This is a genomic window from Parathalassolituus penaei (assembly GCF_026626885.1).
In the GTDB taxonomy this organism is placed as follows: Bacteria; Pseudomonadota; Gammaproteobacteria; order Pseudomonadales; family Oceanobacteraceae; genus Oceanobacter; species Oceanobacter penaei.
Window position 1 is genome coordinate 1 of the sequence record NZ_JAPNOA010000024.1, and the last position, 22299, is coordinate 22299.

Here is a 22299-nt window from a genome sequence, read left to right on the forward strand (position 1 = left end):
AGGGGGAGGCCCGCCCGGCCGGGGGACAAGGTCCCCCAAGAGGGCAAGCAACGTAGCAAGTTAACAAGCGGAGTAGCCGCAAAGCGTCGGACGTCGGACGTCGGACGTCGGACGAACAGCATCCAGACCCAAACCACCTGCGCAACATTCCCACGCACGAGCATGGAAACAAGCTCAAATCAGAACAAGATGCTTAACGCATCTCAAACAGTTCCTGATGGAACAGATCCGCATCCAGCCCCGCATTGGTCATATCACGCTTCAGGCTTTTGCCAAAACCAGTCGGACCACAGAACCAGAAACTGGCGTTTTTCCAGTCACGAATCTGCTCCATGATGCGAGCAGCAGTCAGACGCTCATCAATGCCCGACACCACCAGGTGCAGGTTGATACCTGCGGCGCGGGCGTCCTCCTGCAGTTTCTCCAGTGCCTTTTCATCAACATCAGCCACACAGTGGTACAGATCAACCGACTGCTGATCGTTATTGCGAGCCAGTTCTTTCATACGGGCAATAAACGGGGTGATACCAATACCCGCACCAATCCAGACCTGACGCGGCTGCTGGTCACGGAAGTCGAAACAGCCATACGGGCCTTCCACCGTTACCGCCTGCCCGGCACGCAGTTCGTCGAGCATACGGGTGGTGTGATCGCCCAGCGCCTTGCTGATAAAGGTCAGACGACGCTCTTGCGGGTTCCAGGCTGATGCAATGGTAAACGGATGCGGTGCTTCTTTTTCACCGGTTTTCAGGAACGCAAACTGACCGGCACAATGGCCATCCCAGCCGTTATCCAGCAGCACAGTGGTTGCCACGGTACGCATTTCCGGGAAGGCTTCCACCTTCTCGATATGGCCTTTTACCTTGCGGCTACGCCCCACCTGACCGGCCAGAATCAGCACACCGGAAATACTGCCACCCAGCATCAGCAAGCCCAGCAACCAGCCAATTGGCTGAGTCCAGTATTCAAACTTGATCAGCACCACCGAGTGGAACACCAGCGCCAGATAACCAAGAGCCAGCAGGGTGTGGGTTTTCTTGAACCAGTGATAAGGAAAGCGTTTTACCAGCGCCAGAATCATCAGTGCGGCAGCAATGTAAAAGGCCCACTCGCCCACGCTTTCGGCAAAACCACGCCATTGACGGAAAAAGCCTTCAATCAGCCCCAGAGTTTCTTCCGGACGCGGACCACGAGCCGGACGCTCGAGCCAACCCCAGCCCACCATCCATTTGGTGCCCAGCGCAAACCACCAGTGACTCACCGCCGCCACCAGCGCGGTAATGCCCAGCCACTTGTGCAACCGGTACATCTTGTCGAGGCCGTTCAGACGGCTCTCCAGCCAGCGTGAACGCATGGCCAGAATCATCGCCATACTCATCACACCAATGGCGATGGCACCTGAAAATTGCACAAACACGCCGCGGAACGGGAACCAGCCAAACGGGTCTGGCAACAGGGTATCCGCCAGCAACCACAAGCCAGCCAGGGCCAGCAGCAGGGCGACAAAAAGACGGGTAGCAGATTTCATAGAAAGCTCTTCCGGATCAGTTAACTCAGTCCAACAACACCATGTCGTCGGTATTCATGATGGCCATCCGGCCACTATGAACACCAGACTATCAAGCCGTCGGTTAACGCAAGGTTAAGGACTTTTTACGTCATCTGGCGGTAACCGTAGCGAGTTTGACCAGTCTGCCGCCAATGACCGCTGACGATACCGGCACGGCTCAAGAAAACCCGGAATTTCACAGGCATAATGCCGCCCTTAGCCCACTGTTTCCGGATCAGGAACCGCCTGCCTATATGTCGCGCAACTCGCATACCTTGTTATTGTTCAACCAGAACGAAGAACTGAATCGTCAATGTGCGGTGCTGTTCTACAAGTTATCGCGTGGGGATCGCCCGGATGCCCGTCGCATCAGCAACAAGCTGACGCTGGAAGTGAGCCGCATCTGGGACGAAGAATGGTATCGCCACCGCTTTGCCGCCAAACCGGGCTGGATCCGGCTGGAATTTGAAACCGCCCGCGAACGCCATATGCCGATCCGTTTTCTGCAGCGGATGTTTACCGCAGGCCTCACGGGCGCGGTGCTGGAAACCTTCCACGACCAGACCTGCGAGACCTCGCGTTGTTATTTTCTGCAAGGCGCGCTGATCGACCGTGATGGCTTTGCGGCTGTGCTCCCGGATGCCGCGGCGATTTGCCAGCAAGCCTTCGCCAGCGACCAGATGGTCTATATCGATCACCCCGACAGCCCCATTCCGCTGCAGTTTCTGAACGATGCTGGCGAAGATACGCGCCGCACCGATACCGAGCAGGTGCCGCGTCCACGTCTGATCATGAACCGCGATACCCTCATCTCCCCGGCGTCCTGAATCCACTGGCTGCTTAACCCCGCCAACCAGAACAATACCCACGTACAGTTTCGGCCAGCCCAACGGCGGAGTAGCCTGATATCACCACCGTCAGGAGAACGCCCATGTCGAGCCACGCGTTATCGTCCTTTAACCCCGGCTTCCGCCAGATGTTTGCCCCCGGCAAACTGACGCTGGGGTTACTCTTCCCCATCGAAGCCTACAAGACCGATGTGCCAACCCTTGAACGGCAGGCGGAACGTGCCGCTATGGCCGACAACGGCGGCTTTGCCGGGCTCTGGTGTCGGGATATTCCCCTGCGTGATCCGCAATTTGGTGATGTCGGCCAGATCCTTGATCCGTGGGTGTGGATGACCTTTATGCTGCAGCACGTCAAACGCACCAGCCTCGCCACCGGCTCCTTGATCGTACCGCTGCGCCATCCGATTCATCTGGCCAAGGCCGCCAGCTCGCTGGATATGCTGTCGGGAGGCCGCATGGTACTGGGGCTGGCCTCCGGCGACCGCGCCAGCGAATTTCCGGCCTTCGCGGTGGACCACGAACAACGCGCCGAACAGTACCGCCAGGGCTTTGAATTTACAGACCGGTTGCTGCGCGAAACCTCGCCCAATATCGACAGCCCGCTGGGCAGAATGCAGTTTCTGGATATGTTGCCGCATCCGCAGCATGGTCGTATTGGCCTTGGCAGCACCGGCATGGCACGTCAGGATGGCCGCTGGCTGGTGGAAAACAGTGACTTCTGGTTAACCCATATGCGCCCGCTGCAACAACACGAAGGTGTGATGCTGCAATGGCAAGGATTGGTCAAACAGACCCTCGGCGAAGATGCTTTCAAACCCATTGCCCAGTCCATGTATCTCGACCTCACCGACGACCCCGACAGAAAGCCCATGCCGATTTATCTGGGCTACCGTCTCGGCCGCAACCACCTGATCAATCTTCTGGAATACCTGCAGGAACTGGGGGTGAACCACGTTGCCTTTGTGATGAAGCTGTCGATCCGCCCAGTCGAAGACGTACTGGCAGAACTGATCGAGCATGTTGTGCCGCATTTCCAGGCCAACGCCGTGTAAACAACCGCTCACAGACCTTAACCATCGGTTTGCAGTACGCTGCAAACCGATATCAGCCGCCGATATTATTCTTCAGGACCGGCGATCACTGATCGGCTGGCTCGGAGGCTACCTTGCGCAGCACCTGTACCAGTGCCGCAGGTGGCTGGCCACCCGACACCGCATAACGACGGTTAAACACCATGGTAGGCACCGAGCGAACGCCCATCTCTTGCCATTCCTGTTCTTCCTGACGTACTTCTTCAGCAAAGGCATCGGACTCCAGAACCCCCGAGGCAGCAGCAACATCCAGCCCGGCCGCCGCCACCAGCTCCAGCAGCACGCTGTTGTCATCCAGACAACGGTTATCAGTGAAGCCAGCCTTTAACAGCGCCATTTTTAACGCCAGTTGCGCGGCACCGCTGGTTTCACCCGCCCACATCAACAAGCGATGAGCGTTAAAGGTATTCCACTTGCGGCTGTCGTTTTTGAAATTGAAGGTAAAACCCACATCACCACCACGTTCGGTAATGGTGTTCCAGGTTTCCCGAATCTGATCATGGGAACTGCCGTACTTGGCACTCAGGTACTCCAGTACGTTCTCGCCTTCTTTACCCATTTCAGGACTCAGCTCAAACGGATGGAAATGGATCTCGGCGCTGACTTCGTCACCCAGCTGCTCCAGCGCGCGACTGAGACTGGCGACGCCAATGGCACACCATGGACATACAACGTCGGACACAAAATCAATACGAATCGGGTTTGCCATTTTTGCTGCCTCTCGAAAACTGGCGAGAGTATCAGCCGGGGCAAGCAGCCTGTACAGAGGCGGGCCAGCAACAGACCGTCATCCATGGCGCAACGTCCAGTCGCTTGCCCACCACTTCTGCGACAGCGCCCCTGTCAGCCTAATGCCGATCAGTTAGGGACACTCTGAATAACTCTGCACAGCTCTGCGCTGTAGCCCGCGCCCTTTGGGGCTTTCGGAATGGTGATGACTCGGTGTCGCCGGTTTTCAACGTAGCCCGCTATGCCATCAAACCGGCTTCGTGATTCATCACCATCCCGATAAGCCAGAGCGGGCACCGAGTTATTCAGAGGGTCCTTAGGTACTTTTAAACAGCCTGATCATTGATTTCCGAATTTGCCCAGCGCAGCTGGCTGCCCAATGCCCATCTGGGCGAGCCGGGATTCACCGCAACGGCCGACCCAGCCGGGGCATGGATGCCCCGCAAGGCCANAGTTGGTACAGGGATGTGCCATCTGGCCGGGGTCGAAAAGCCGTTGTCGGTGAAAACCGGAAACACGAGCCCAGTCGGGCTAAGCAGGGGGAGGCCCGCCCGGCCGGAGGACAAGGTCCCCCATGAGGGCATACGGTAGAGCCAATTAACAAGCTGAGCAGATCGTGACCATCCGATGCGGTAACGACGTGTAAGAATGCCGACGGGTGCTTAACTGATCAGCATTCCCCCTGTCACCCCGGCGTTTTCTGGGCAACCTCATACAGATGGGTAATCTGATTCATCTTGTCCATCACACTGTTCATGGTGGTAAAGATATTGCCCGGCGCATGCGGTTTATCCGGGCTGAGATCCATCCCCGGACGCGCAAACTTCCAGTGCACCGCCACACGACCCAGCTCCTGATTGATCTCGTTGGTATTGCCGGAATAGGCCTGCAACTTTGTTAATGCCGTATCAAATTCGGCTTCGGCCTGATCCAGCTCGGCCTGCAGTTTTGGGTCTGGCACCTGCCAGTACAACGCCATATAGGCCTTGGCGATACGCTGCGATAACATCCGTTGACGCCCCGCCAGGTTCACCACCTCGGTATTGCGTTGGGTCGATTTGTTTTCGATTTTTTCCACCAGCGCCTGACAGGCCGCCAGCAACTGCAGATTCTCATCCAGCAAGGTGACCACCGTGGTTTTATCAGCATCCTGCTGCAGGTGCGCCTTATGACCACTCCAGATCGACGCCACCAGTTCCAGCCCAGCATTGGTATCCGGAGAATCGGAATACGCCACCAGCGCCGCCAGATTGGCATCAAACCTGGCCATACTGGCCGTAAGCTCTGATTTCGCCTGATCGGCTTTGACATCAGCACCGATCATCAAATAGTCCTTCATCATACGTTGCGTCAGCATGCGCTGACTGCCCGACACATTAACCGCCTCGATATCGGTCAACGCCGACACCATCAACGGTAAACACATTAACCAGACCAATACCCCGAATCTCATCTGTTTCGCCATGGAATCCACCCTGGAACCGGTTTATACAGGCACCATATTCCACAGCTAACGAGGCAACGCAGAGTGTTTTTAAACGCGAATCATAAATGACAACATTGAGAAAGCCGTCCAGGTAAAAGCAGGCACATTCCGCCCAATTGCCTTACAATCCAACTAAATAATGGAGAAATGTTTGCCGCGGAAATGCGGACATAGCCTATCCAGAGGAGCCATTGGACAGCATCAGAAAAATCCCGAAAGAATAGAAACGCGAGATACCTTTACCATCAACTGAATGGTTTACATGTCAGAGTCAGCATCGTCTAATTGTCGGGTTAAATAGCGCCACTGACAGTTGAAATGGAGTTTCTGATTAATGGCATCTTCCGGTTCTGGTAGCAATTTTGGTTTTCTCGCCGAACACGATCCCCTCTTTGTTGAATTGACCAATGCTGCGGAGCATGTTTTCTCCAGCGCCCCCAACACCACCCTGATCAAACTGCACCAACTGGGCGAAGCGCTGGCAAAGCATCTGGCACATGTCGTACTCGACCAGCTCAACCAGAAAATCATGCGGGTATTACGCAAGGCCGTCGCCAAAGTCGAAAACAGCCCACAGAAACATTCCGAGCTGAAACAGAAACTCGACGAGCTGCACACGTTATGGGGTGTAGAACCGGCCAAACTGCATCAACACCTGCACAGCCTTGGGCCACAGCAGGCCGCTGAGTTCATGTGCCAAAACATGGGACTGGTGAAACAACTGAACGATGTGAAAGACCTGATCGGCAGCGACCGCCTGCCGGTACTGTCCGAGCATCAGGACCAGATTCTCGAACGCACCCAAAGTTACGGCAATCATCAACGCCCCGAAGACTACCTCGACAACTTTGGCCAGTTTATTCGTGACAACATCAACCAATCGGCAGCGCTCAGCGCCGTAGTCAACAAACCCCGCGACCTCACCCGCGAACAGCTCAAAGACATCAAGCTGTTGCTCGACAACGCCGGATACACCGAAGCCAAACTGCAAACGGCCTGGCGCAACCAGACCAATCAGGACATCGCCGCCAGTATCATTGGCCATATCCGTAAGGCGGCATTGGGCGAAGCACTCAAACCATTCGAGCAACGGGTCAACGATGCCATGCAACAGCTATACGCCCGGCACCCCTGGACCCCAGCCCAGAAAAAATGGCTCGACCGCCTTGCCAAACAACTGGTCTTCGAAGTCATCCTCGACCAAGAATTCGTCAACAAACGCTTTGGTGATCAAGGCGGCGCCAAACAGCTCGACAAGGTACTCAACGGCCAGCTCGATCAGGTGCTGGAAGAACTCGCGGAAGGCATCTGGCCGGAGGCCAGCTGACACCGAAAAATACAAACCATCCCATCAAACAAGGACTCGCAAATGGATAATGGAAAAGTTTTGCTAGCAGCAGGCGTACTGGCTGTTATTGGGTTTATATGGGCGTTTCTGAAATTCAGGGTTTTCCGGGAATTCCTGTATGCACTTACAGGCTTTTGTCTAATCCTGACAACAATAGAAGCCGTTCTTAACGGTGAAACCTGGTTTCTCAGCATCTCAAAATTCGAATTGATAGCTTTCTGGATTGTCGGATATCTTTTCCACTCCAACCAGAAACACTATAGAACAACAAAGAATTTTATATACAAATCAGCAATCCGAGACCTTATAAACATCGGAATTCCTGTTTTTTACGTAACGATGCCAATCATCACCATCGCCGCATACAACCTCATCGCATACACCCTCCTTAACGAAACCGAAGCCCTACGAAGTTTAGAACTTGAAGAATTCATTGCACAAATATCAGACACTGACATATCCACATGGCTATTGGTTTTTATATCCACCACTTTGGCCATGCGGAACATTTCCCTACGCGTCAAAGCCAAAAACACAAAACTGCCAAAAAACACACAATCGGAATTGAATTCAAAAATCGACCCAACCACAACAACCATGGACACACAACCAAAGGATGCCTTCAAGAAACCGGAATCCTCTGCTTTTGTAGCTTCAAAATAATTAACATTTTAAAAGGATTTCAACGTGAAAAAATACATCCTGCTCATACTGTTAACCATTTTTTCAGGCCAGAGCATTGCCGATGAAGATACCGAGCGTTTACTCGAAGGTTGTAAACTATTGGCAAAAATGTACGATAGCAATAACGATATAAATATCCTGAACAGCCTGACATTATCCCCAGCCGACACCATGATGGCCGGATATTGCAAAGGCATGGTCGACGCTTTTTTGCAATTTGGATCATGGCAATATTGCAACCATAACAACTGGCACAAGGTAGCAAAAAGAATCGCCAGCATCGAATCTTCTGAAATATTATCAGACAATAGCGATCTCGACGTTAAAGACATCCTTAAAGAAGGCTGCCGATAAAACCACATAAAGACAGACCAGAATGAAAAGAATCCCCGAAGCCATTCGAGATCTGTTTGGTATTGAATCCGCAGCAGACAGCAAGTTTCTGGCCGACAAGGCCAATTCGTTCAAACGCAACGGATTACTTGACGTCAAGCTGGAACATGGCGTTCAACGGTCGGCGACTTATATCGACAAGGATCAGGAAACCGTTCTGTTCAACGCACTGTTGCTCAGCGCGGTTTTCACAGACCCCAAACATGTAAAAAAGATCTTTGATGAGCCAATAGTACGAGCCGAGGCAGCACAAACCTTGAGCGCCATGCTGCTACAGCGCACCACGGTTTGTGGCATGGCATTATCCAGTGCCGAAGCAACCTTGCTGGTTACCGCTCTTGAGGGAGACTTTGACCTGTACGGACAAAAACTTCCCAACCCATTTGAAACCCTTCCACAAATGCTGCTCGGCCCACATACCAATCTGCTGAATGCCTTGCTGGCACAAGCCGCAGCACTGGACCCAGTGGATTCGGTGCTGGCAGCCTGGGTCGCTGGCGATATCGAAAATGCTTACCGCCTCGCTAACGAGATCAACAATTCTGAACCCGTCGCCCCATTTCTGGAGATGGTAAAAAAACGCTATCACGAGCTACAGCGCCTCTCCAGGCTCCTGAAAAGTTTTTCCTGTTAATCGCTCACCCCAGCCTTGTTAGTGCATTGCACTAACAAATGATGACTCCGTACTTAACCAACGGAGTCTTCTATGCACAACTCAGCACCCTGCACTACCCGCAACGGCAAACTGCGGTCCTGCTACCCATCCGAAGAAGATGCCCGGAATGCAGCAGACTATGCACAAGACGCCTATGGCAATGCCATGGTCCCCTATCTTTGCGATCGCTGTAATCACTGGCATCTCTGCCCACAAGACCGTTACACCCCAAGCGCAACCTGCCATTACTGCACCGATGGCAATGGCCGCCCCAAACAGCTCTATTTAACGTACGAATCCGCCCAAAAGCGGGCGCACCTCCGCTATCAGGAAGATGGCGTACGCCTGAATGTGTACGAGTGCTGCCACAATCGTGGCTGGCACCTGACCAAGAACGATCTGTGGTGAGGTGTCCATGAGCAAATTCGTGATATTGGTTTCACTGGATTGGGAACGGCCGCAAGACGGCCGCTCCAGTCTCGGAATCGCATCCATTGCCGCCGCTCTCAAAGCATCGAACATTCAATATGACCTGCTCGAAGCTGCTGTTAACGATATGGCATTTAATCCCGTCGCTTTTGAAAAGCAGCTGCTGGAACATATTCACCAACGCAGCCTGCAAGGACATCAGTGCCTGGTTGGTATTGGCACATTTATCTGGAACGAACCCGTTACCCAGCAGCTGACTGAAGCCATTCACTCCAGCACAGCGGCAACGGTTGTGTTGGGTGGGCCACAAATATCCTATGCCGATGCTGGCCAACTGGAGCACCTGTATCCCTTCGCGGATGTATTTGTCCGCGGCCATGGCGAAAAAGCCATGGTGGCTCTGGCAATGGAAGAATATCCCCATGGGCTCGGTATTCATTTTGCTGGTGCGCACGATCTGGGAGAAAAAGCGAACTACGCACTGGAAGAACTGCCGTCGCCCTATCTCACCGGCGTGTTGCAACCGGGTAAAAAAATTCGCTGGGAAACCATGCGAGGCTGTCCGTTCAAATGCTCTTTTTGTCAGCATCGGGGCACTGGTGATCGCTTCAAACTCAAACAGCACCAGTTCGATTTTGAACGGATTATCAAAGAAGCCTATCTATTCGCCGAGGCAGGCGTGGAACGCATCTCCATACTGGACCCGATATTCCACCTCGACATCCCTCGCACCGTCGACCTGCTGAAGCTGTTCAGGAAAATTGGCCTGAAAGCCGAGCTGGCTCTGCAATGCCGCTTCGAATCCATCAAAGACGAATTCCTGGACGCACTGGAAGGCCTGAACGTCGTATTGGAGTTCGGCTTGCAAACCGCCATTTGGGAAGAAGGAAAACGCATCGGCCGCCCCAACCGCCTCGATATGGCGGACGACATCATTCAAAAACTGCAGGCGCGCAATCTTCGCTTTGAAGTGTCGCTGATTTACGGGCTGCCAGGGCAAACCCTCGCCAGCTTCCGCCAGTCGCTCTCCTGGTGCTGGAGCAGAGGCATTACCGAGATCAGAGCCTGGCCGCTGATGATTCTGCGTGGCACAGAACTGGATCACCAACGAGAAGAATACGGACTGATCGAATCAGCCGACGAAGCCATACCGCACGTGATCGCCAGCAACAGCTTCAGTCATGCGGAATACCTGCAAATGCGAGCACTCGCCAACGCCTGCAACCCCGCGGCGATCGAGACTCTGCAGAACAATACCCAGCCTCCATCAACAACATCCCCAGAGAAGGAATTGCACCATGGCATTTTTTATCGTGCTTGAAGGGCTCGACGGTGTCGGCAAAACCACCGTTGCGCGCGCGCTGACCGAGGACCCTTACTACACCTATCTATCCACACCAGGCAAAGAACTGCAGCCGCTACGCAGCGCGATTACTGAAGGCCTGGGCGAATCCCAAACCGCACGAGCCTTGTTTTACGCCGCTACGGTTCAGGCCGAGGGAGAACGTGCCGCCATCTTGCTCCAGCAAGGCAAAAGCGTCGTGATGGATCGCTACAGTGCATCCACTATTGCCTATGCAAAGGCTCGGGGTGTCGAGATTGACCTTGATGCGACGCTGTCCAAGGTGATCAAACCTGACCTCACCATTCTGCTGACGCTGGATGAACAAGAGCGTCAGAGGCGTTTGGCTCAACGCGGCACGACAGCAGAAGACCAGGAAACCCTGCAACCGGAGTTCCGTCAGAAGGTTCTCACCGAACTGCGGCAGCGCTGTGATGTTGAGATAGACCTGACTGGCTGCGATGAATGGGAGGCATGCTTTTATACACTCCTGCAATTTAACGCCTTTCTGAGCACTAACCGCTCACCTGCATAGATTTTCCTGATTTCTATAAACCACACTGCCGACCTGTATAGAAATCCCTGTTTTCTATACAGGTCTGGCAAACACCCATTGCTCAACACCGATACAAAAGCCACAATCAACAAAATTTCGTTGATTGTAAAAGAATATGATCAAAAATCTGGTGTTCGAAAGCTTTTACAGCTTTGCTGAAGAAACCATCATCGACTTCGGTTTGGGCAAAAAGCCAACGCCATCTGGCTACGATATCGACGTCGACGGCGAGCGCTGGAACAAGGCGATTGCCATCGTTGGTGCCAACGGTTCCGGCAAAACCCAATTACTGAAGCCGCTGGCGTTTTTGAGCTGGTTTGTCTCCAACTCCTTTCTGGGGAACGATCCGGATGACCAGATTCCTTGTTCTCCTCATGCGCTCCAGCCAGACCAGCCAACGCGTTTTGAGCTGGAGTTTCTACTGGATGGCATCGACTACCGCTACCAGCTGGAGCTGACGCCCAAAGAAGTCATCAACGAAGCTTTGTTTGCCAAAACCAGCAGCCAGTTCAGCTATCTGTTCAAGCGGGAAAAAACCGAAACCGGCTACCACTTCAAACACAAAGGTTTTCCTTTTGCCAAAAGCAAAGCCGAAGAACTGCGTGGCAATGCCTCGCTGATCAGCGCCGCCCACAGCTACGACGTCAAAGAAGCGCGGCCACTGGTGGAGTTTTTTGATCGTATCCAGACCAACGTCCACAGCAGCGGGCGTCGTCATTTCCAGTTTGATGCCGTAATGAAAACCGCCGCGAAGTTCGAAAAGCAGCCTGAGCTGAAAACCCGTATGTCGGAAGTGCTGAGCCGTTTTGATCTGGGCCTGAGCGGCGTGGAAATTCGCAAGGTCATGGCGCGCGACAGCAGCGGTCAGGAAGAACCGCTTTACCTGCCCTTTGGTCGGCACCAGAACGACGACGGCAGCCAGTTTGAATTGCCGTTTTTTGAGGAATCCAGCGGCACCCAATCGGCCTTTGTACTGCTCGAACCGATTCTGAAAACCCTGCATCAGGGGGGCATCGCCGTGATCGACGAACTCGACAACGGCCTGCACCCGCATCTGGTGCCGCAGTTGCTGCAATGGTTTGAATTCAAGGAAACCAACCCCCATCAGGCGCAGCTGATTTTTACCTGCCACACTCCCGAAGTGCTGAATCTGTTACAAAAACATCAGATTTATCTGGTCGAGAAAAAGAACCAGTGCTCAGCAGCCTGGCGCATGGATGACATGACAGGATTGAGAGCCGACGACAACCTCTATGCCAAGTATATGGCTGGGGCATTGGGCGCAACGCCGAACCTGTAAGGACGAATAACATCATGGCAAGGAAAAAGCTGAGCCGCCCAAACAAGAAGGAAAAGCAGACGAAATTCACTACCTTGTTGGTGGTGGGCGAAGGGCAAGATGATCAGGCGGTGATCAAGCATATCAATCAGGAATTCCGGGAGGACAGCGCCGCGATCAAGCCCAGCATTGAAAAACAGTCGGGCGGCTCGCCGGGCAATATCATTACCAATGCCGCCCGCAAATACGAACACATTGCTTACGACAAGCGCTATATCGTGCTCGACTCCGATGTGCCGATCCTGCAGCAAGATCACGACAAGGCCCGAAAGCACGGCTACCACATCATTCTTTGGCGTCCCACTTCTCTGGAAGGTGCCTTGCTCGACCTGCTCAACGAGAACGTCCTGCCTCACGAAACCAGCCAACAATTGAAAACCAGACAGCATCCACGGCTGGATGGTAAGCCGGATGAGCCTGTTTCATATCGAAGCCTGTTCCCCAGAACAGTGCTGGAGCAATCCCGCAACGCCTCGGTTAACCGGGTTCGGGATGTATTACTGGGTAACCCCTGATTCAGAATCTGTCGATCTTCGAGCGGGATCTCGACATGTCAGGGCTTCCCGACCACCAACCAAAATACCTGACCTCACGATTTTAATTTCGCCCTGATGTTCAACCAAGGACACTCAGAATAACTCTGCACAGCTCTCGGCTCTGGCTCCTGCTTCGCCCTACCTCCTGCATCCATGCAGTCGTGCGCGAATGCTGCAGTACGTGTGGGCCAGGCGACGAACGCCGCGAAATGACGAACCTGTCCGGCCGAGTCCTTTTCAAGTCGGGCCTCGCAGGTTCGTCAACATCACTCAAGTGCGCTACAGCCCGCACCCTTCGGGGTTGTCGGGATGGTGATTACTCTTCGCTGGTTTTTAACGTAACCCCAGGATTCCGGTATGAAGGCCATTAAACCGGCTTCGTGATTCATCACCATCCCGATAAGCCAGAACGTGCACGAGTTATTCATAGGGTCCCTAGCGAGCGTCTTCGTACACCACTTGCAGGTTGTCCGGCAGTTTGGTCGAGGCCGATACATAACCAATACTGCCCGGCGTTTTCTGCACAAATTCGATCAGCTCCGCCTCGCTGCGGAACTCTGCCGGTGGCGTTTTACGGCCGGTGAATTTCATCTGTGCCCAGTACGACTGGATGCGCGCTTCCGCCATGCCAATCACGCGGGTGTTAAACCCGGCACGAGCCTTGTTATCCGCTGTTAATACAACCGGGGTCAGACTTTCACCCACTGGAATGCCCATAAACAGGTTGCGCACCTGTTCGCGGCTGAGCGTTATTTTCTGGTCGGCACCGAGGTTGGCAATCACCAGCAAGGTGCCATCGGCACTGGCGACCGGGGCCAGCAGCACAGACGCCAGAAGCAAGGCCAGGCCGCCGCAACGGCGGACGGGCATTCTGGAAGTGAGGAAGATCAGGAATGTCATCATCAGAACACCCACTCCCAACCGACCTGATAAAGCGTGCCGGTCTGGGTATCGGCGTTCTGCTGGGCATCAGCATCACGACTGATAAAGAAACCGCTGTAAGGGCTGGTTTCTTTCAGGTAACTGACGTCCAGTTTTAACGCCATATTGGCGCGGAAATCCCAGCGCGTTCCTAACGTAACACTGTTCAGGCCTCCCGTCGGAATACGGTCGTAGGTGTAGTAATACCCCGCTGCCAGCTGGGCCAGCCCCGGATTGATCGTCGGGTCTTCTACGAAGGGTTGCAGTTCGTCTGAGGGCCGGGTGCGGGTATTTTCGGCACAGGCAAAGGTCAGGTGCAGCGTCCAGTCGCCGACGTATTTACCCGCCATCAGGTAATAGCTGGTCTGGGTCGGAGAAAAGTCCAGCTCAGTAACGGTTCGAACCCACTCGCCGCGCATGAAGCCGGAGAAGTTTTCGTAGTTAAGCCCAACGCTGTACACAGACATCGGCCCGGTGGCCGCCAGCGTCTCTGCCGACTCGGAAAATCCGGCCTGTTCCAGCGCCGTTTTTAATGGCTTCAGAAATCCCAAACTGGTTTGTGAAAAACCGGTGTGATACGCCAATCGCAGGTTGTAGTTGCCGCGTCCCAGATTGAGGTTAAAACCATACATGTCATCAAAGTGTGCTTCGGCATCCAGACGGGTGCCGCCAATCATCACGTAGTCGTTGTTGTAGTAACCGTACAGGCCTTCCAAGCGCAGCGAATAACTGCCAAACGATGAGCTGTAACTGACGTTGCCGCCTTCAAAGGTAGGGAACAGCTTGTTGTTGTACAGCTGCATCGGTGGCGATATCCAGGGATAGGAATACCCAACGTCGATACTGTCGCTGTAATAGAAAAACGGCATCCGCAGCTTGCCTGCCTTGATCTGCCATTGGTCATCAAGATCGTAGGTCAGATACGCCCACTCAATGCCCGACTCACGACCTGAACCGCTGTGACCGAGCCATTGCACGGTGCCACTTAGCTGGTCGGTAACATGGTACGTCGGCTGAATCGCAATCAGCGACTGCTGGTGCAGACTGATACCATCCCGATACCCATCCACACTGTTGTCATCCGAGTTCAGATAACCGCCAATCACCCGGACAAATCCGGATACCTCGAGATCATCGGTTACTTCCAACGACTCACTGGCAACAGAGACAACCCCACAGCCCAGAGCCACAATCAAGGATGCCAGGCGAGTGCGATGACAGGCCTCCGGTAAGCCCAGAGGGCCGACTTTGGACACTCGCTGAACACAAGAGCTGGTTATCTTCACTGATCCTTTCCTGATAATGAGCAGAGATCTATCGAACTGATACCTGAGTATAGGCAGAACCGCTGGCCTGACCGATGAAGACACCACTCTAAATGCAATGAAATTGTTATTGATATTGTACTTTTTATACAATTGTTTTGCGGAACGTTCTGTTTTGTCTGTTGTTGCCTTATTCCGGCGCTCCCGGCAGCAAGTGTGAGCGCAAAGACTAGACTCAGGTAAATCTGTCCCCGGACAGGAACTGCTAGCTGGCCATAGGCAACCATTTGAAAAGTATACGAACCGCGGTCGTTATCCTCAGTTTGCTGTGTCTGGCAGCGGTAGCCGTGGCCGTTTTCCTGCTGTCACTCAACGAACATAAGGAGCTGTACTCCCGTTATGTTCAGAGTGACCTGAGCGCCCTCTCCGAAAACATGGCCAACGATCTGGTCGATATTCTCAACCAGCCCGACAACGACTTTGAACTCAAGCGTTACCTGCTCAGCCTCGAACCCTATCCACATGTTCGCGTTGCCGCCGTCTATGGCCCGGGATGGAACCAGATCGACGTTTATCACGGCCAGGCCGGAGGGCCACAAGGCTCCGAGGTACTGACCGAGCTGAACGGTCGTCTGGCCTCGTTGAGCACCGGCATACACCATATCAATACCAACCTGATTGCCATTCGATCGATCGGTGATGCCCCCTATCAGCTCGGTTATCTGGTAATCGTTAACGACTTTGCGGGGCCAATCAGCGAAAGCACCCACAAACTTATTTCCAGCCTCTTACCACCGCTGCTGGTGCTGCTGGTGCTGTTGGCGATTGCCTTTTATCTGCTGGGTAACGTCTGGCTGGCCCCCCTGAGCCGCCTCAGCGAGTTCGCCGAAAAAGTATCCAAAACCCGGGATTACTCATTGCAGACACCACAAGGTGGGCGTTACGAGGTCAAGCAGTTATCCAACAACATCGCCATGATGATGCGGGTGATTCAGGAAGAGTCCGAGGTTAATCGCGAGTACGTGACCCTGCTGGAAGAGCGCAAGGCCGCTACCGAATACCTCGCCAACTACGACAGCCTGACCGGCCTCGCCAACCGCAACCGGTTTATGAACGTCCTCAACCAGGCACTGCAAAACATCCAGACCAGCCATAAACATCTGGCCGTGATGTACGTCGACCTCGACGGCTTCAAACTGGTGAACGACTCGTTAGGTCATGAAGTGGGTGATCGACTGCTGGAGATGGTTGCCGAACGCCTGTTATCCATCGTGCCGGAAGGCTGCCTGGTATCACGCCACGGCGGTGACGAGTTTCTGGTACTGCTGGAAGAGTGCCCGCAGCGCCAGCAACTGGAACAACTGGCCGACCTGATTGTGGGTGGGCTGATGCAAAAATTCCTGATTGCCTCGTGGGAAGTACGGGTGTCGGCCAGCGTAGGTGTGGCCACTACCTTTGACTCCGGTGCCGATACCCGCGACCTGATCCGTAATGCCGACGTTGCCATGTACACCGCCAAAAGCCTTGGCAAAAGCCGCTACAGCTTCTTCAGCAGCGACATGATGGACAACTATCAGCGGCGTATCGAAATCGCCAATAACATCGAAACCGCCCTCAGCGAAAACGAGTTCTCGATTTATTACCAGGAGAAGGTCGACGCCAACGGACGTCGGGTCGGCGCCGAAGCACTGGCGCGCTGGAACAGCAAAAAGCTGGGATTTGTATCACCCGCCGAATTTATCCCCATCGCCGAGCAGTCGGGCAAGGTTACGGAGATCACCCGCTGGGTGATCGAACGGGTGTGCCGGGATTGCAGCGACGTCTTCAGCAGAATCGACCCGCCGTTTCACGTATCGATCAACCTCTCCGCCCACGATCTGAAAAAATACCACCTGATCGGCTTCATCAAGGGCACCTTTCTCAAGTACCACATCCCGCGTGGCCTGATCGAATTTGAAGTAACCGAACACTCCTACCTCGACAACCTCGTGGTAGCCAACCGTTTCTTCGACGAAATCACCGCCCTCGGCTGCCGGGTAGCCCTCGACGACTTCGGCACTGGATATTCATCCCTGAGTTACCTCACCAAAATCCCGATCGACCTCATCAAGATCGACAAACAGTTCGTCGACAACATCGGCGAAAGCGCCCGCGACGACGCCCTCGTCATCACCATCATCGAAATGGCCCGCCGCCTCGGCATGGAACTGTGCGCCGAAGGCGTCGAAACCATGGAACAACGCCAATTCCTCACCGAACACGGCTGCCATATGTTCCAGGGCTATCTGTTCCACAAACCCATGTCGTTACGGGAATACCAAAACCTGCTGGCAAGACCGGCGGAAGAGGTGTGATGTTCCGCACTTGATATTAAGGGACGTTATATTGAAGGTGGGGATGTCAGCCGACCGAACTATCCTGCTGCCTGGCAACCGTCACTTCAAATTGCTGCCTCAACCAATTCCTCGAAATAACGACTCAGAATCTGCCAGGTCGACGTGTGTCTTGGCAGCTTGTCGTCCAGAGTAGCCGCTGTGACATAACCGATAGCAACAGCATCACCGCTGGGTTTCGGAATGCCATTTGCCTTGATCAGAACGACCTGATGCATATAGTGCTCCGATTCGTATTCGAACAGACACTGCGCCGACCAGGCTTGCAAGCCGGTTTCTTCCTCCAGCTCCCGAATCGCCGCCATAAAACGGGTTTCACCGCGATTGGCATGGCCACCGGGCAATAACCATTGTTGTTTATGGTCCTGAACCAGCAAAACGCCGCGCTCGTCAGCAACAATCGCACTACCACGGCGCTTTTTGCGCTTTCCGGTCCTATTCCCCGCATGAGCGATCACACGGGCTTGTGTTGAACCTTTTAACCAGACAATGCCCTCACCCAGCTCCAACCAGTCACAGTTGTCCAGTTCAGTGGTAAAAGCACCCAGCGCACAGAAATCCTGCCAGTGGCCGCTTTTACCTCTTCGCTTCACAAAGCCTTTCAAACCCAGGGATTTCAGTTCATCGATGATCATCTCCGCTTCCATCGGGTTCATAGCCCCCATGCGAAACAGATCAGCGTCATACCAGCAGTCCTGTTGCGCTGGATACCGTTCAATAAAATCCTCCCAGCCACCGGGAAGTTTTCTGATCGCATCGATACGAATCACGATACTGATGCATTCAAGCGCAACGGCCATGAGTCAGAGTCCTTTTTGATAATAAAGCCCTGGAGAATATCCATAGAGGGCTGACGGGTATATTGAATAGCGACAGGGAGCGGTAGCTACCGCCCCTGTCGAACGAATCGACCACCAGGAGCCTACAGTTCCAGCGTCATATGATTATCAAACGGAGCCTGTTGCAGTTCAGACAAACTGCTTGCCGAACATACTTCAATCCGATTCGATGCAATCGCCCGGGCGAATAACCGCTCTCCAGGGCTACATGGCATTTCAAGCTGCTGATGTTCAAGCTCCAGGTGGTCTTCTGTCATGTTCCCCGACGTAGCCAACGGATTTTGGGTATAGGCCAGATTAAAATGCCCCTCGCGGATAATTCCCAGTTCTTGCCATTTACCAAACTGCGCATGCCTCACCACACCCGGATGGAAACAGCGTCGTTTGATGGTTCCAACATAGAAATTAAATGGTGCTTCTCCGCCTTTCTGATTGGCCGAATGGTTTACGATTGCCGTAGCCGAGCCGGGACAAAGTTCCAACAACCCCAATGCAACACCGGTTTTGGTATTTGGACTATAGGGTGAAGATGGATCATTCATAATTGGCGGGTAAACTTGCATACCTTCCGAAGCGTTCTCAAACCCCTGCAATCGATAAGCCGTTATTCCTTTAGGTACAGCAGCCCCCTCTTTAAGGGCAATTTCCAGCAGTTTTGAATCGGATTGCAGGGTATCGCCAGAATTAACGAATTTCTGATGGATTACACCATCAACAGGAGAGACTACGTCATTAGTGCCCTTGTCAGTCTCAAGAAACATCAATCCGTCTTCAAATTCGACTTCCTCCCCAACCTCCAGGCCACAATCAATCGCTGTCACTTCGCTTACACAATGACCAATGATGTCAGATACCTTGAGAGTAACGGCTAGCTGCGAGGAGCCTTGTGCCGCCATAGAAAAGAGCTCCTGCAACAGTGGCGACCGGCTCGCATTACCAGCCAAAAATACATGGATTTTCTCTGGCTGTTTGTCTGCGTGATCAAATGCCTCTTTCATGGATTGCAGGAACTTTTCAACCCCCTCACGCAAGCGATCTTTGAGGTACTGTGCCAATTCATCATAAGGAATCCTGAGCTCAATTCGAGTTGAGCTTTCATTGCTGATCAAGGGTAACGACACGATACCGTCCTGCACTTGCTCGCCCTTTTCCCAGAATGGCCGCAAACGCGCCATCAGCATCAGGGTATTGGTCAATGCCGCCTGGCTGTTTGATAACAAGGTTTCAGAGGCCGGAAAGTCATCGGCATCCAGTGGTTTGGAAAACGTAACCCCTTCTTTACGGCAGGTATCCGCATTGTGCTGAAACACACGGTAGGCCATATTCTCGAGCAGATTCTCACCACCAAGGAACCTGTCCCCTGACGCTCCAAAGTGCTCGATCACCTGTTCGTAACCCTGATCCTCCTCATCGACTGTAGGCAGTCGATAGATGCCAAAATCGAAGTCGGTTGTACCACCACCAAAATCAAAGACTCCGTAAGCCACCCCCTGCTCAGTAGGCTTCAGTTTAAAATGCTCAAGCGCTGCAGCCGCAAAAGCAGCAGGCTCGGATGCCCGCTCCTCGACTGCAAATTTTTCAAATGCTTTCTGCTTGATCAGCGTCTCTGGCAAGCTACGCTGCAATCCGCGTCGGAAAGAACACAGGATCTTCTCTTTGACATCACGCGGGTATGCCACAGGAAAGGTCATGTAGTACTTCAAGAACAAACCACGGGAACGCTGATTAATCGCCAGCCCCAGAAACCAGGCATACAGTTCTATCGGATCAAAAGAATCACTGGACGACACTTTCAAGGGCTGGCCTTTGATGGGATTGCGCATCTCCAAAGGCGGCAACTCCAGCTCTCGTTCATGGGCACGGTCACGGATACGAATACGCACATCGTCTTCCATCCGCAGTGCCCACTGCTTGATTTTGGGCAGGATACTGGCGGTAATTTTCGGGTCGCTTTCGTTATCCCGCTGAGTACTTAACGCTTCATGAGAACAATGAACGTCTTCCCAACTGACACGCGGCCGATAGGCCTGGCTTTGCCATGGTTGCAAAAGAGCTTCGATATCGACAAATTCCAGAATGGTCGGATTTTCATAATGTTCGGGCTGACTATCAGCACTGTAATCATCCACCGACAAACCAATCCGCAACAGTTTTTTACGGCCACCGTCTTTAAAAGCCACAACCGTGCTGCTGGTACCAAAGTCAATGGCTACTGCGCCCGGTTGAATATCCTGAATCGGGTTGCGCGGCCTGATACCGATGCTCAAGCAGGCTCGATTTGCCTGTTTACCTTGTTCGGTCGAATCATCGCTCCAGAATTCCCATAATCCACAAGCCTGGTCATGTATTTGGCGTTCGTCCAATGGGGGAGAGGGCAGACTATAGCTATCAAGATCCGCCTGGCTCTCAGTAAAATTAATTGGCTTGCTAATATCTTCGAGCAGATTAACCTTATCTGAAGTGCTCAGAGTAATCTGGCGCCCCGTTAACAAGCAATCGAGAATCAATAAAACGTAGTTATCTTTGTATTTATCAGATACAGGGATACACCGCGCAGAATTATCAGAAACGCTATTCGGGTCTGAAAAGGCGAGATAGACTCTCCCCTGACAGGTAATAAAATAATCGAAACCTGACAATCTATCGTAGCCTCCACCACGAAGGGGATTTGATGATTTTTTTGCAAATTCGCATAGGGATATGGCTTCAGGTAGCATCCAATCATAGAAATCAGAGTTATCAAACCGCAATAAACCAAACGAATTCTTATCAATAGTTTTTTCAGATATTCTCGATGACCAAATCAATCCACTTTCAATATCCAGAACAGCTTCCTTCCCCCCTATATAGAAAAATCCCTGTTGCGGTTGTTGCTGCTGCTCCTGCTGCAATTGCTGCCCCCCCAAAAAAAACAGCGACTTATGTTTCTGCTGCTGCCGAACAGGCTTGATACTGTTTTGAAGACGACCAACTATTGCTATTACACAATCAAAAAAATCACCTATCAGTTTTTCTTTAAAACCATGAGGAAGCTGTTCAACAGCTGTACCTGCTGGCAACCTGGAATTCAGGCACTGATAAATTTTTACCAAATATTGATCCATCGCGCTTGACATATCAGCACCCCTTTATTCCGTTATTACCAATGCTTTGCAGACTGTATCGCCCGCAGAATTAATTAACCCTGGAAGTGCAATGGCTGTTACCGTTTGCCCTTTGGCATTCAGTCGATTATGTACTTTGTGGTTAAAGTTTTGCGGCGGCTGTGGACGATCCAAAGCCGCTTTGTATTGACTACTCGTCAGGTTGAAACACTGCAAGCAGCCTTCGAGCATTCCCAGCTCATCCGCCGTTGCCATTTGCTGGCGTTGCTTAATATCAGCCGCTAGTGTATTCCAGATCATTTCGATTTGGTCCCAACGCCCGAGATTGACCAACAGCTTCATCAAACGCTCGCCTTCAGAATCACAACCCGCTAACAGATAGGACCTCAGACCGGTATGCCGCTCCACCAACGCCAGCAGCCTTAATGCTGACGATAGCTCAACTCGTAATGTCTCCTTAGAATCGGGCTGTACCGGCAAGCGTTGGCTGCATCCGGAATCAACAACAACGAGGCCCGAGGAGGAATTCATATCACTGCGGATATCTCCACCAGTTCCTGATCCAGCGATATCAAGCGACTCTTTTGGCCAGTTTTGTGTGCCAAACTGCGCGTCATCAATAACGCATTGATCGGCATCAGCGTCTCTTTCAACTATATTACGAACCAGCTGGCGCACATGAGGATCGTGTTGCAGTAACAAGATCAGTGCTTCGTAGGTCAGCTTGTCTGGGAACGAGCCTTTTTTCAATTTGTTTAACTTTTTCTCAATATCTTCTGCGGCATGGCTCAT

The 22299-nt window shown here is 52.8% G+C and carries 20 protein-coding genes; 12 read left to right on the top strand and 8 right to left on the bottom strand.

Annotation, left to right across the window (positions count from 1 at the left end):
* Window positions 1-193: 193 nt before the first annotated feature.
* Window positions 194-1528 carry a ferredoxin reductase family protein gene (locus tag OUO13_RS08125; RefSeq protein WP_283173370.1) on the bottom strand — a complete coding sequence of 445 codons (1335 nt, stop codon included), beginning with the start codon at window positions 1526-1528 and terminating at the stop codon, window positions 194-196.
* A 275-nt stretch (window positions 1529-1803) separates the two neighbouring features.
* On the opposite strand from OUO13_RS08125, the gene OUO13_RS08130 reads away from it, so the two are divergent.
* Both OUO13_RS08130 and OUO13_RS08135 read left to right on the top strand, forming a co-directional pair.
* Window positions 1804-2376 carry a hypothetical protein gene (locus OUO13_RS08130; protein WP_283173371.1) on the top strand — a complete coding sequence of 191 codons (573 nt, stop codon included), beginning with the start codon at window positions 1804-1806 and terminating at the stop codon, window positions 2374-2376.
* A 104-nt stretch (window positions 2377-2480) separates the two neighbouring features.
* Complete coding sequence (locus OUO13_RS08135) at window positions 2481-3449, top strand: TIGR03571 family LLM class oxidoreductase (RefSeq protein WP_283173372.1); 969 nt, start codon at window positions 2481-2483, stop codon at window positions 3447-3449.
* 85 nt (window positions 3450-3534) lie between these two features.
* Here OUO13_RS08135 and OUO13_RS08140 read toward each other — a convergent pair whose 3' ends face one another.
* Window positions 3535-4197, bottom strand: coding sequence for a DsbA family oxidoreductase (locus tag OUO13_RS08140; protein WP_283173373.1), 663 nt, complete (start codon window positions 4195-4197; stop codon window positions 3535-3537).
* A 705-nt stretch (window positions 4198-4902) separates the two neighbouring features.
* Window positions 4903-5682 carry a type IV pili methyl-accepting chemotaxis transducer N-terminal domain-containing protein gene (locus OUO13_RS08145; RefSeq protein WP_283173374.1) on the bottom strand — a complete coding sequence of 260 codons (780 nt, stop codon included), beginning with the start codon at window positions 5680-5682 and terminating at the stop codon, window positions 4903-4905.
* Between the two features lie 355 nt (window positions 5683-6037).
* Here OUO13_RS08145 and OUO13_RS08150 point away from each other — a divergent pair, with 355 nt between their 5' ends.
* The 9 genes from OUO13_RS08150 to OUO13_RS08190 all read left to right on the top strand — a co-directional run bounded on the left by OUO13_RS08150 (window position 6038) and on the right by OUO13_RS08190 (window position 12964).
* The gene (locus tag OUO13_RS08150; protein ID WP_283173375.1) at window positions 6038-7030 is read left to right on the top strand and encodes a type I restriction-modification enzyme R subunit C-terminal domain-containing protein; all 993 of its coding nucleotides are present in this window, start codon (window positions 6038-6040) and stop codon (window positions 7028-7030) included.
* A gap of 42 nt (window positions 7031-7072) precedes the next feature.
* Window positions 7073-7714 (top strand): hypothetical protein, encoded by a 642-nt coding sequence (locus OUO13_RS08155; RefSeq protein ID WP_283173376.1) that lies wholly within the window; start codon window positions 7073-7075, stop codon window positions 7712-7714.
* A gap of 24 nt (window positions 7715-7738) precedes the next feature.
* Entirely contained in the window at window positions 7739-8089 is a 351-nt protein-coding gene (locus OUO13_RS08160; RefSeq protein ID WP_283173377.1) for a hypothetical protein, read from the top strand.
* A 22-nt stretch (window positions 8090-8111) separates the two neighbouring features.
* On the top strand, window positions 8112-8762 hold the full coding sequence (locus OUO13_RS08165) for a hypothetical protein (protein ID WP_283173378.1): 651 nt from the start codon (window positions 8112-8114) through the stop codon (window positions 8760-8762).
* Between the two features lie 72 nt (window positions 8763-8834).
* Window positions 8835-9191: a hypothetical protein gene (locus tag OUO13_RS08170; RefSeq protein ID WP_283173379.1), complete on the top strand. Its 357-nt coding sequence runs from the start codon at window positions 8835-8837 to the stop codon at window positions 9189-9191.
* A 7-nt stretch (window positions 9192-9198) separates the two neighbouring features.
* Window positions 9199-10533, top strand: a complete 1335-nt coding sequence (locus tag OUO13_RS08175; RefSeq protein WP_283173380.1) for a B12-binding domain-containing radical SAM protein — start codon at window positions 9199-9201, stop codon at window positions 10531-10533.
* Entirely contained in the window at window positions 10511-11089 is a 579-nt protein-coding gene (locus OUO13_RS08180) for a dTMP kinase (RefSeq protein WP_283173381.1), read from the top strand. Before OUO13_RS08175 ends, OUO13_RS08180 begins: the two co-directional genes overlap by 23 nt.
* A gap of 136 nt (window positions 11090-11225) precedes the next feature.
* Window positions 11226-12410, top strand: a complete 1185-nt coding sequence (locus OUO13_RS08185; protein ID WP_283173382.1) for an AAA family ATPase — start codon at window positions 11226-11228, stop codon at window positions 12408-12410.
* A gap of 14 nt (window positions 12411-12424) precedes the next feature.
* The gene (locus OUO13_RS08190; protein WP_283173383.1) at window positions 12425-12964 is read left to right on the top strand and encodes a hypothetical protein; all 540 of its coding nucleotides are present in this window, start codon (window positions 12425-12427) and stop codon (window positions 12962-12964) included.
* A 456-nt stretch (window positions 12965-13420) separates the two neighbouring features.
* Here the strand turns inward: OUO13_RS08190 and OUO13_RS08195 are convergent, their stop codons facing one another.
* Window positions 13421-13888, bottom strand: a complete 468-nt coding sequence (locus tag OUO13_RS08195) for a hypothetical protein (protein WP_283173384.1) — start codon at window positions 13886-13888, stop codon at window positions 13421-13423.
* Window positions 13888-15192: a hypothetical protein gene (locus OUO13_RS08200; RefSeq protein ID WP_283173385.1), complete on the bottom strand. Its 1305-nt coding sequence runs from the start codon at window positions 15190-15192 to the stop codon at window positions 13888-13890. Before OUO13_RS08200 ends, OUO13_RS08195 begins: the two co-directional genes overlap by 1 nt.
* Window positions 15193-15458: 266 nt before the next feature.
* Between OUO13_RS08200 and OUO13_RS08205 the strand changes: the two genes are divergently transcribed.
* Entirely contained in the window at window positions 15459-17525 is a 2067-nt protein-coding gene (locus OUO13_RS08205) for a putative bifunctional diguanylate cyclase/phosphodiesterase (protein ID WP_283173386.1), read from the top strand.
* An 86-nt stretch (window positions 17526-17611) separates the two neighbouring features.
* Here OUO13_RS08205 and OUO13_RS08210 read toward each other — a convergent pair whose 3' ends face one another.
* The 3 genes from OUO13_RS08210 to OUO13_RS08220 all read right to left on the bottom strand — a co-directional run bounded on the left by OUO13_RS08210 (window position 17612) and on the right by OUO13_RS08220 (window position 22299).
* Window positions 17612-18364 carry an NUDIX domain-containing protein gene (locus tag OUO13_RS08210; RefSeq protein WP_283173387.1) on the bottom strand — a complete coding sequence of 251 codons (753 nt, stop codon included), beginning with the start codon at window positions 18362-18364 and terminating at the stop codon, window positions 17612-17614.
* A gap of 122 nt (window positions 18365-18486) precedes the next feature.
* On the bottom strand, window positions 18487-21519 hold the full coding sequence (locus tag OUO13_RS08215; protein WP_283173388.1) for a biotin/lipoyl-containing protein: 3033 nt from the start codon (window positions 21517-21519) through the stop codon (window positions 18487-18489).
* Window positions 21520-21531: 12 nt separating this feature from the next.
* On the bottom strand, window positions 21532-22299 hold the full coding sequence (locus OUO13_RS08220; protein ID WP_283173389.1) for a hypothetical protein: 768 nt from the start codon (window positions 22297-22299) through the stop codon (window positions 21532-21534).

Excerpts from the sequence above, each read along its gene's own strand:
- OUO13_RS08125 (WP_283173370.1), bottom strand. The coding sequence starts at position 1,528 with ATGAAATCTGCTACCCGTCTTTTTGTCGCCCTGCTGCTGGCCCTGGCT.
- OUO13_RS08130 (WP_283173371.1), top strand. The coding sequence starts at position 1,804 with ATGTCGCGCAACTCGCATACCTTGTTATTGTTCAACCAGAACGAAGAA.
- OUO13_RS08135 (WP_283173372.1), top strand. The coding sequence starts at position 2,481 with ATGTCGAGCCACGCGTTATCGTCCTTTAACCCCGGCTTCCGCCAGATG.
- OUO13_RS08140 (WP_283173373.1), bottom strand. The coding sequence starts at position 4,197 with ATGGCAAACCCGATTCGTATTGATTTTGTGTCCGACGTTGTATGTCCA.
- OUO13_RS08145 (WP_283173374.1), bottom strand. The coding sequence starts at position 5,682 with ATGGCGAAACAGATGAGATTCGGGGTATTGGTCTGGTTAATGTGTTTA.
- OUO13_RS08150 (WP_283173375.1), top strand. The coding sequence starts at position 6,038 with ATGGCATCTTCCGGTTCTGGTAGCAATTTTGGTTTTCTCGCCGAACAC.
- OUO13_RS08155 (WP_283173376.1), top strand. The coding sequence starts at position 7,073 with ATGGATAATGGAAAAGTTTTGCTAGCAGCAGGCGTACTGGCTGTTATT.
- OUO13_RS08165 (WP_283173378.1), top strand. The coding sequence starts at position 8,112 with ATGAAAAGAATCCCCGAAGCCATTCGAGATCTGTTTGGTATTGAATCC.
- OUO13_RS08170 (WP_283173379.1), top strand. The coding sequence starts at position 8,835 with ATGCACAACTCAGCACCCTGCACTACCCGCAACGGCAAACTGCGGTCC.
- OUO13_RS08175 (WP_283173380.1), top strand. The coding sequence starts at position 9,199 with ATGAGCAAATTCGTGATATTGGTTTCACTGGATTGGGAACGGCCGCAA.
- OUO13_RS08180 (WP_283173381.1), top strand. The coding sequence starts at position 10,511 with ATGGCATTTTTTATCGTGCTTGAAGGGCTCGACGGTGTCGGCAAAACC.
- OUO13_RS08185 (WP_283173382.1), top strand. The coding sequence starts at position 11,226 with ATGATCAAAAATCTGGTGTTCGAAAGCTTTTACAGCTTTGCTGAAGAA.
- OUO13_RS08190 (WP_283173383.1), top strand. The coding sequence starts at position 12,425 with ATGGCAAGGAAAAAGCTGAGCCGCCCAAACAAGAAGGAAAAGCAGACG.
- OUO13_RS08195 (WP_283173384.1), bottom strand. The coding sequence starts at position 13,888 with ATGATGACATTCCTGATCTTCCTCACTTCCAGAATGCCCGTCCGCCGT.
- OUO13_RS08210 (WP_283173387.1), bottom strand. The coding sequence starts at position 18,364 with ATGGCCGTTGCGCTTGAATGCATCAGTATCGTGATTCGTATCGATGCG.
- OUO13_RS08215 (WP_283173388.1), bottom strand. The coding sequence starts at position 21,519 with ATGTCAAGCGCGATGGATCAATATTTGGTAAAAATTTATCAGTGCCTG.
- OUO13_RS08220 (WP_283173389.1), bottom strand. The coding sequence starts at position 22,299 with ATGAGCCATGCCGCAGAAGATATTGAGAAAAAGTTAAACAAATTGAAA.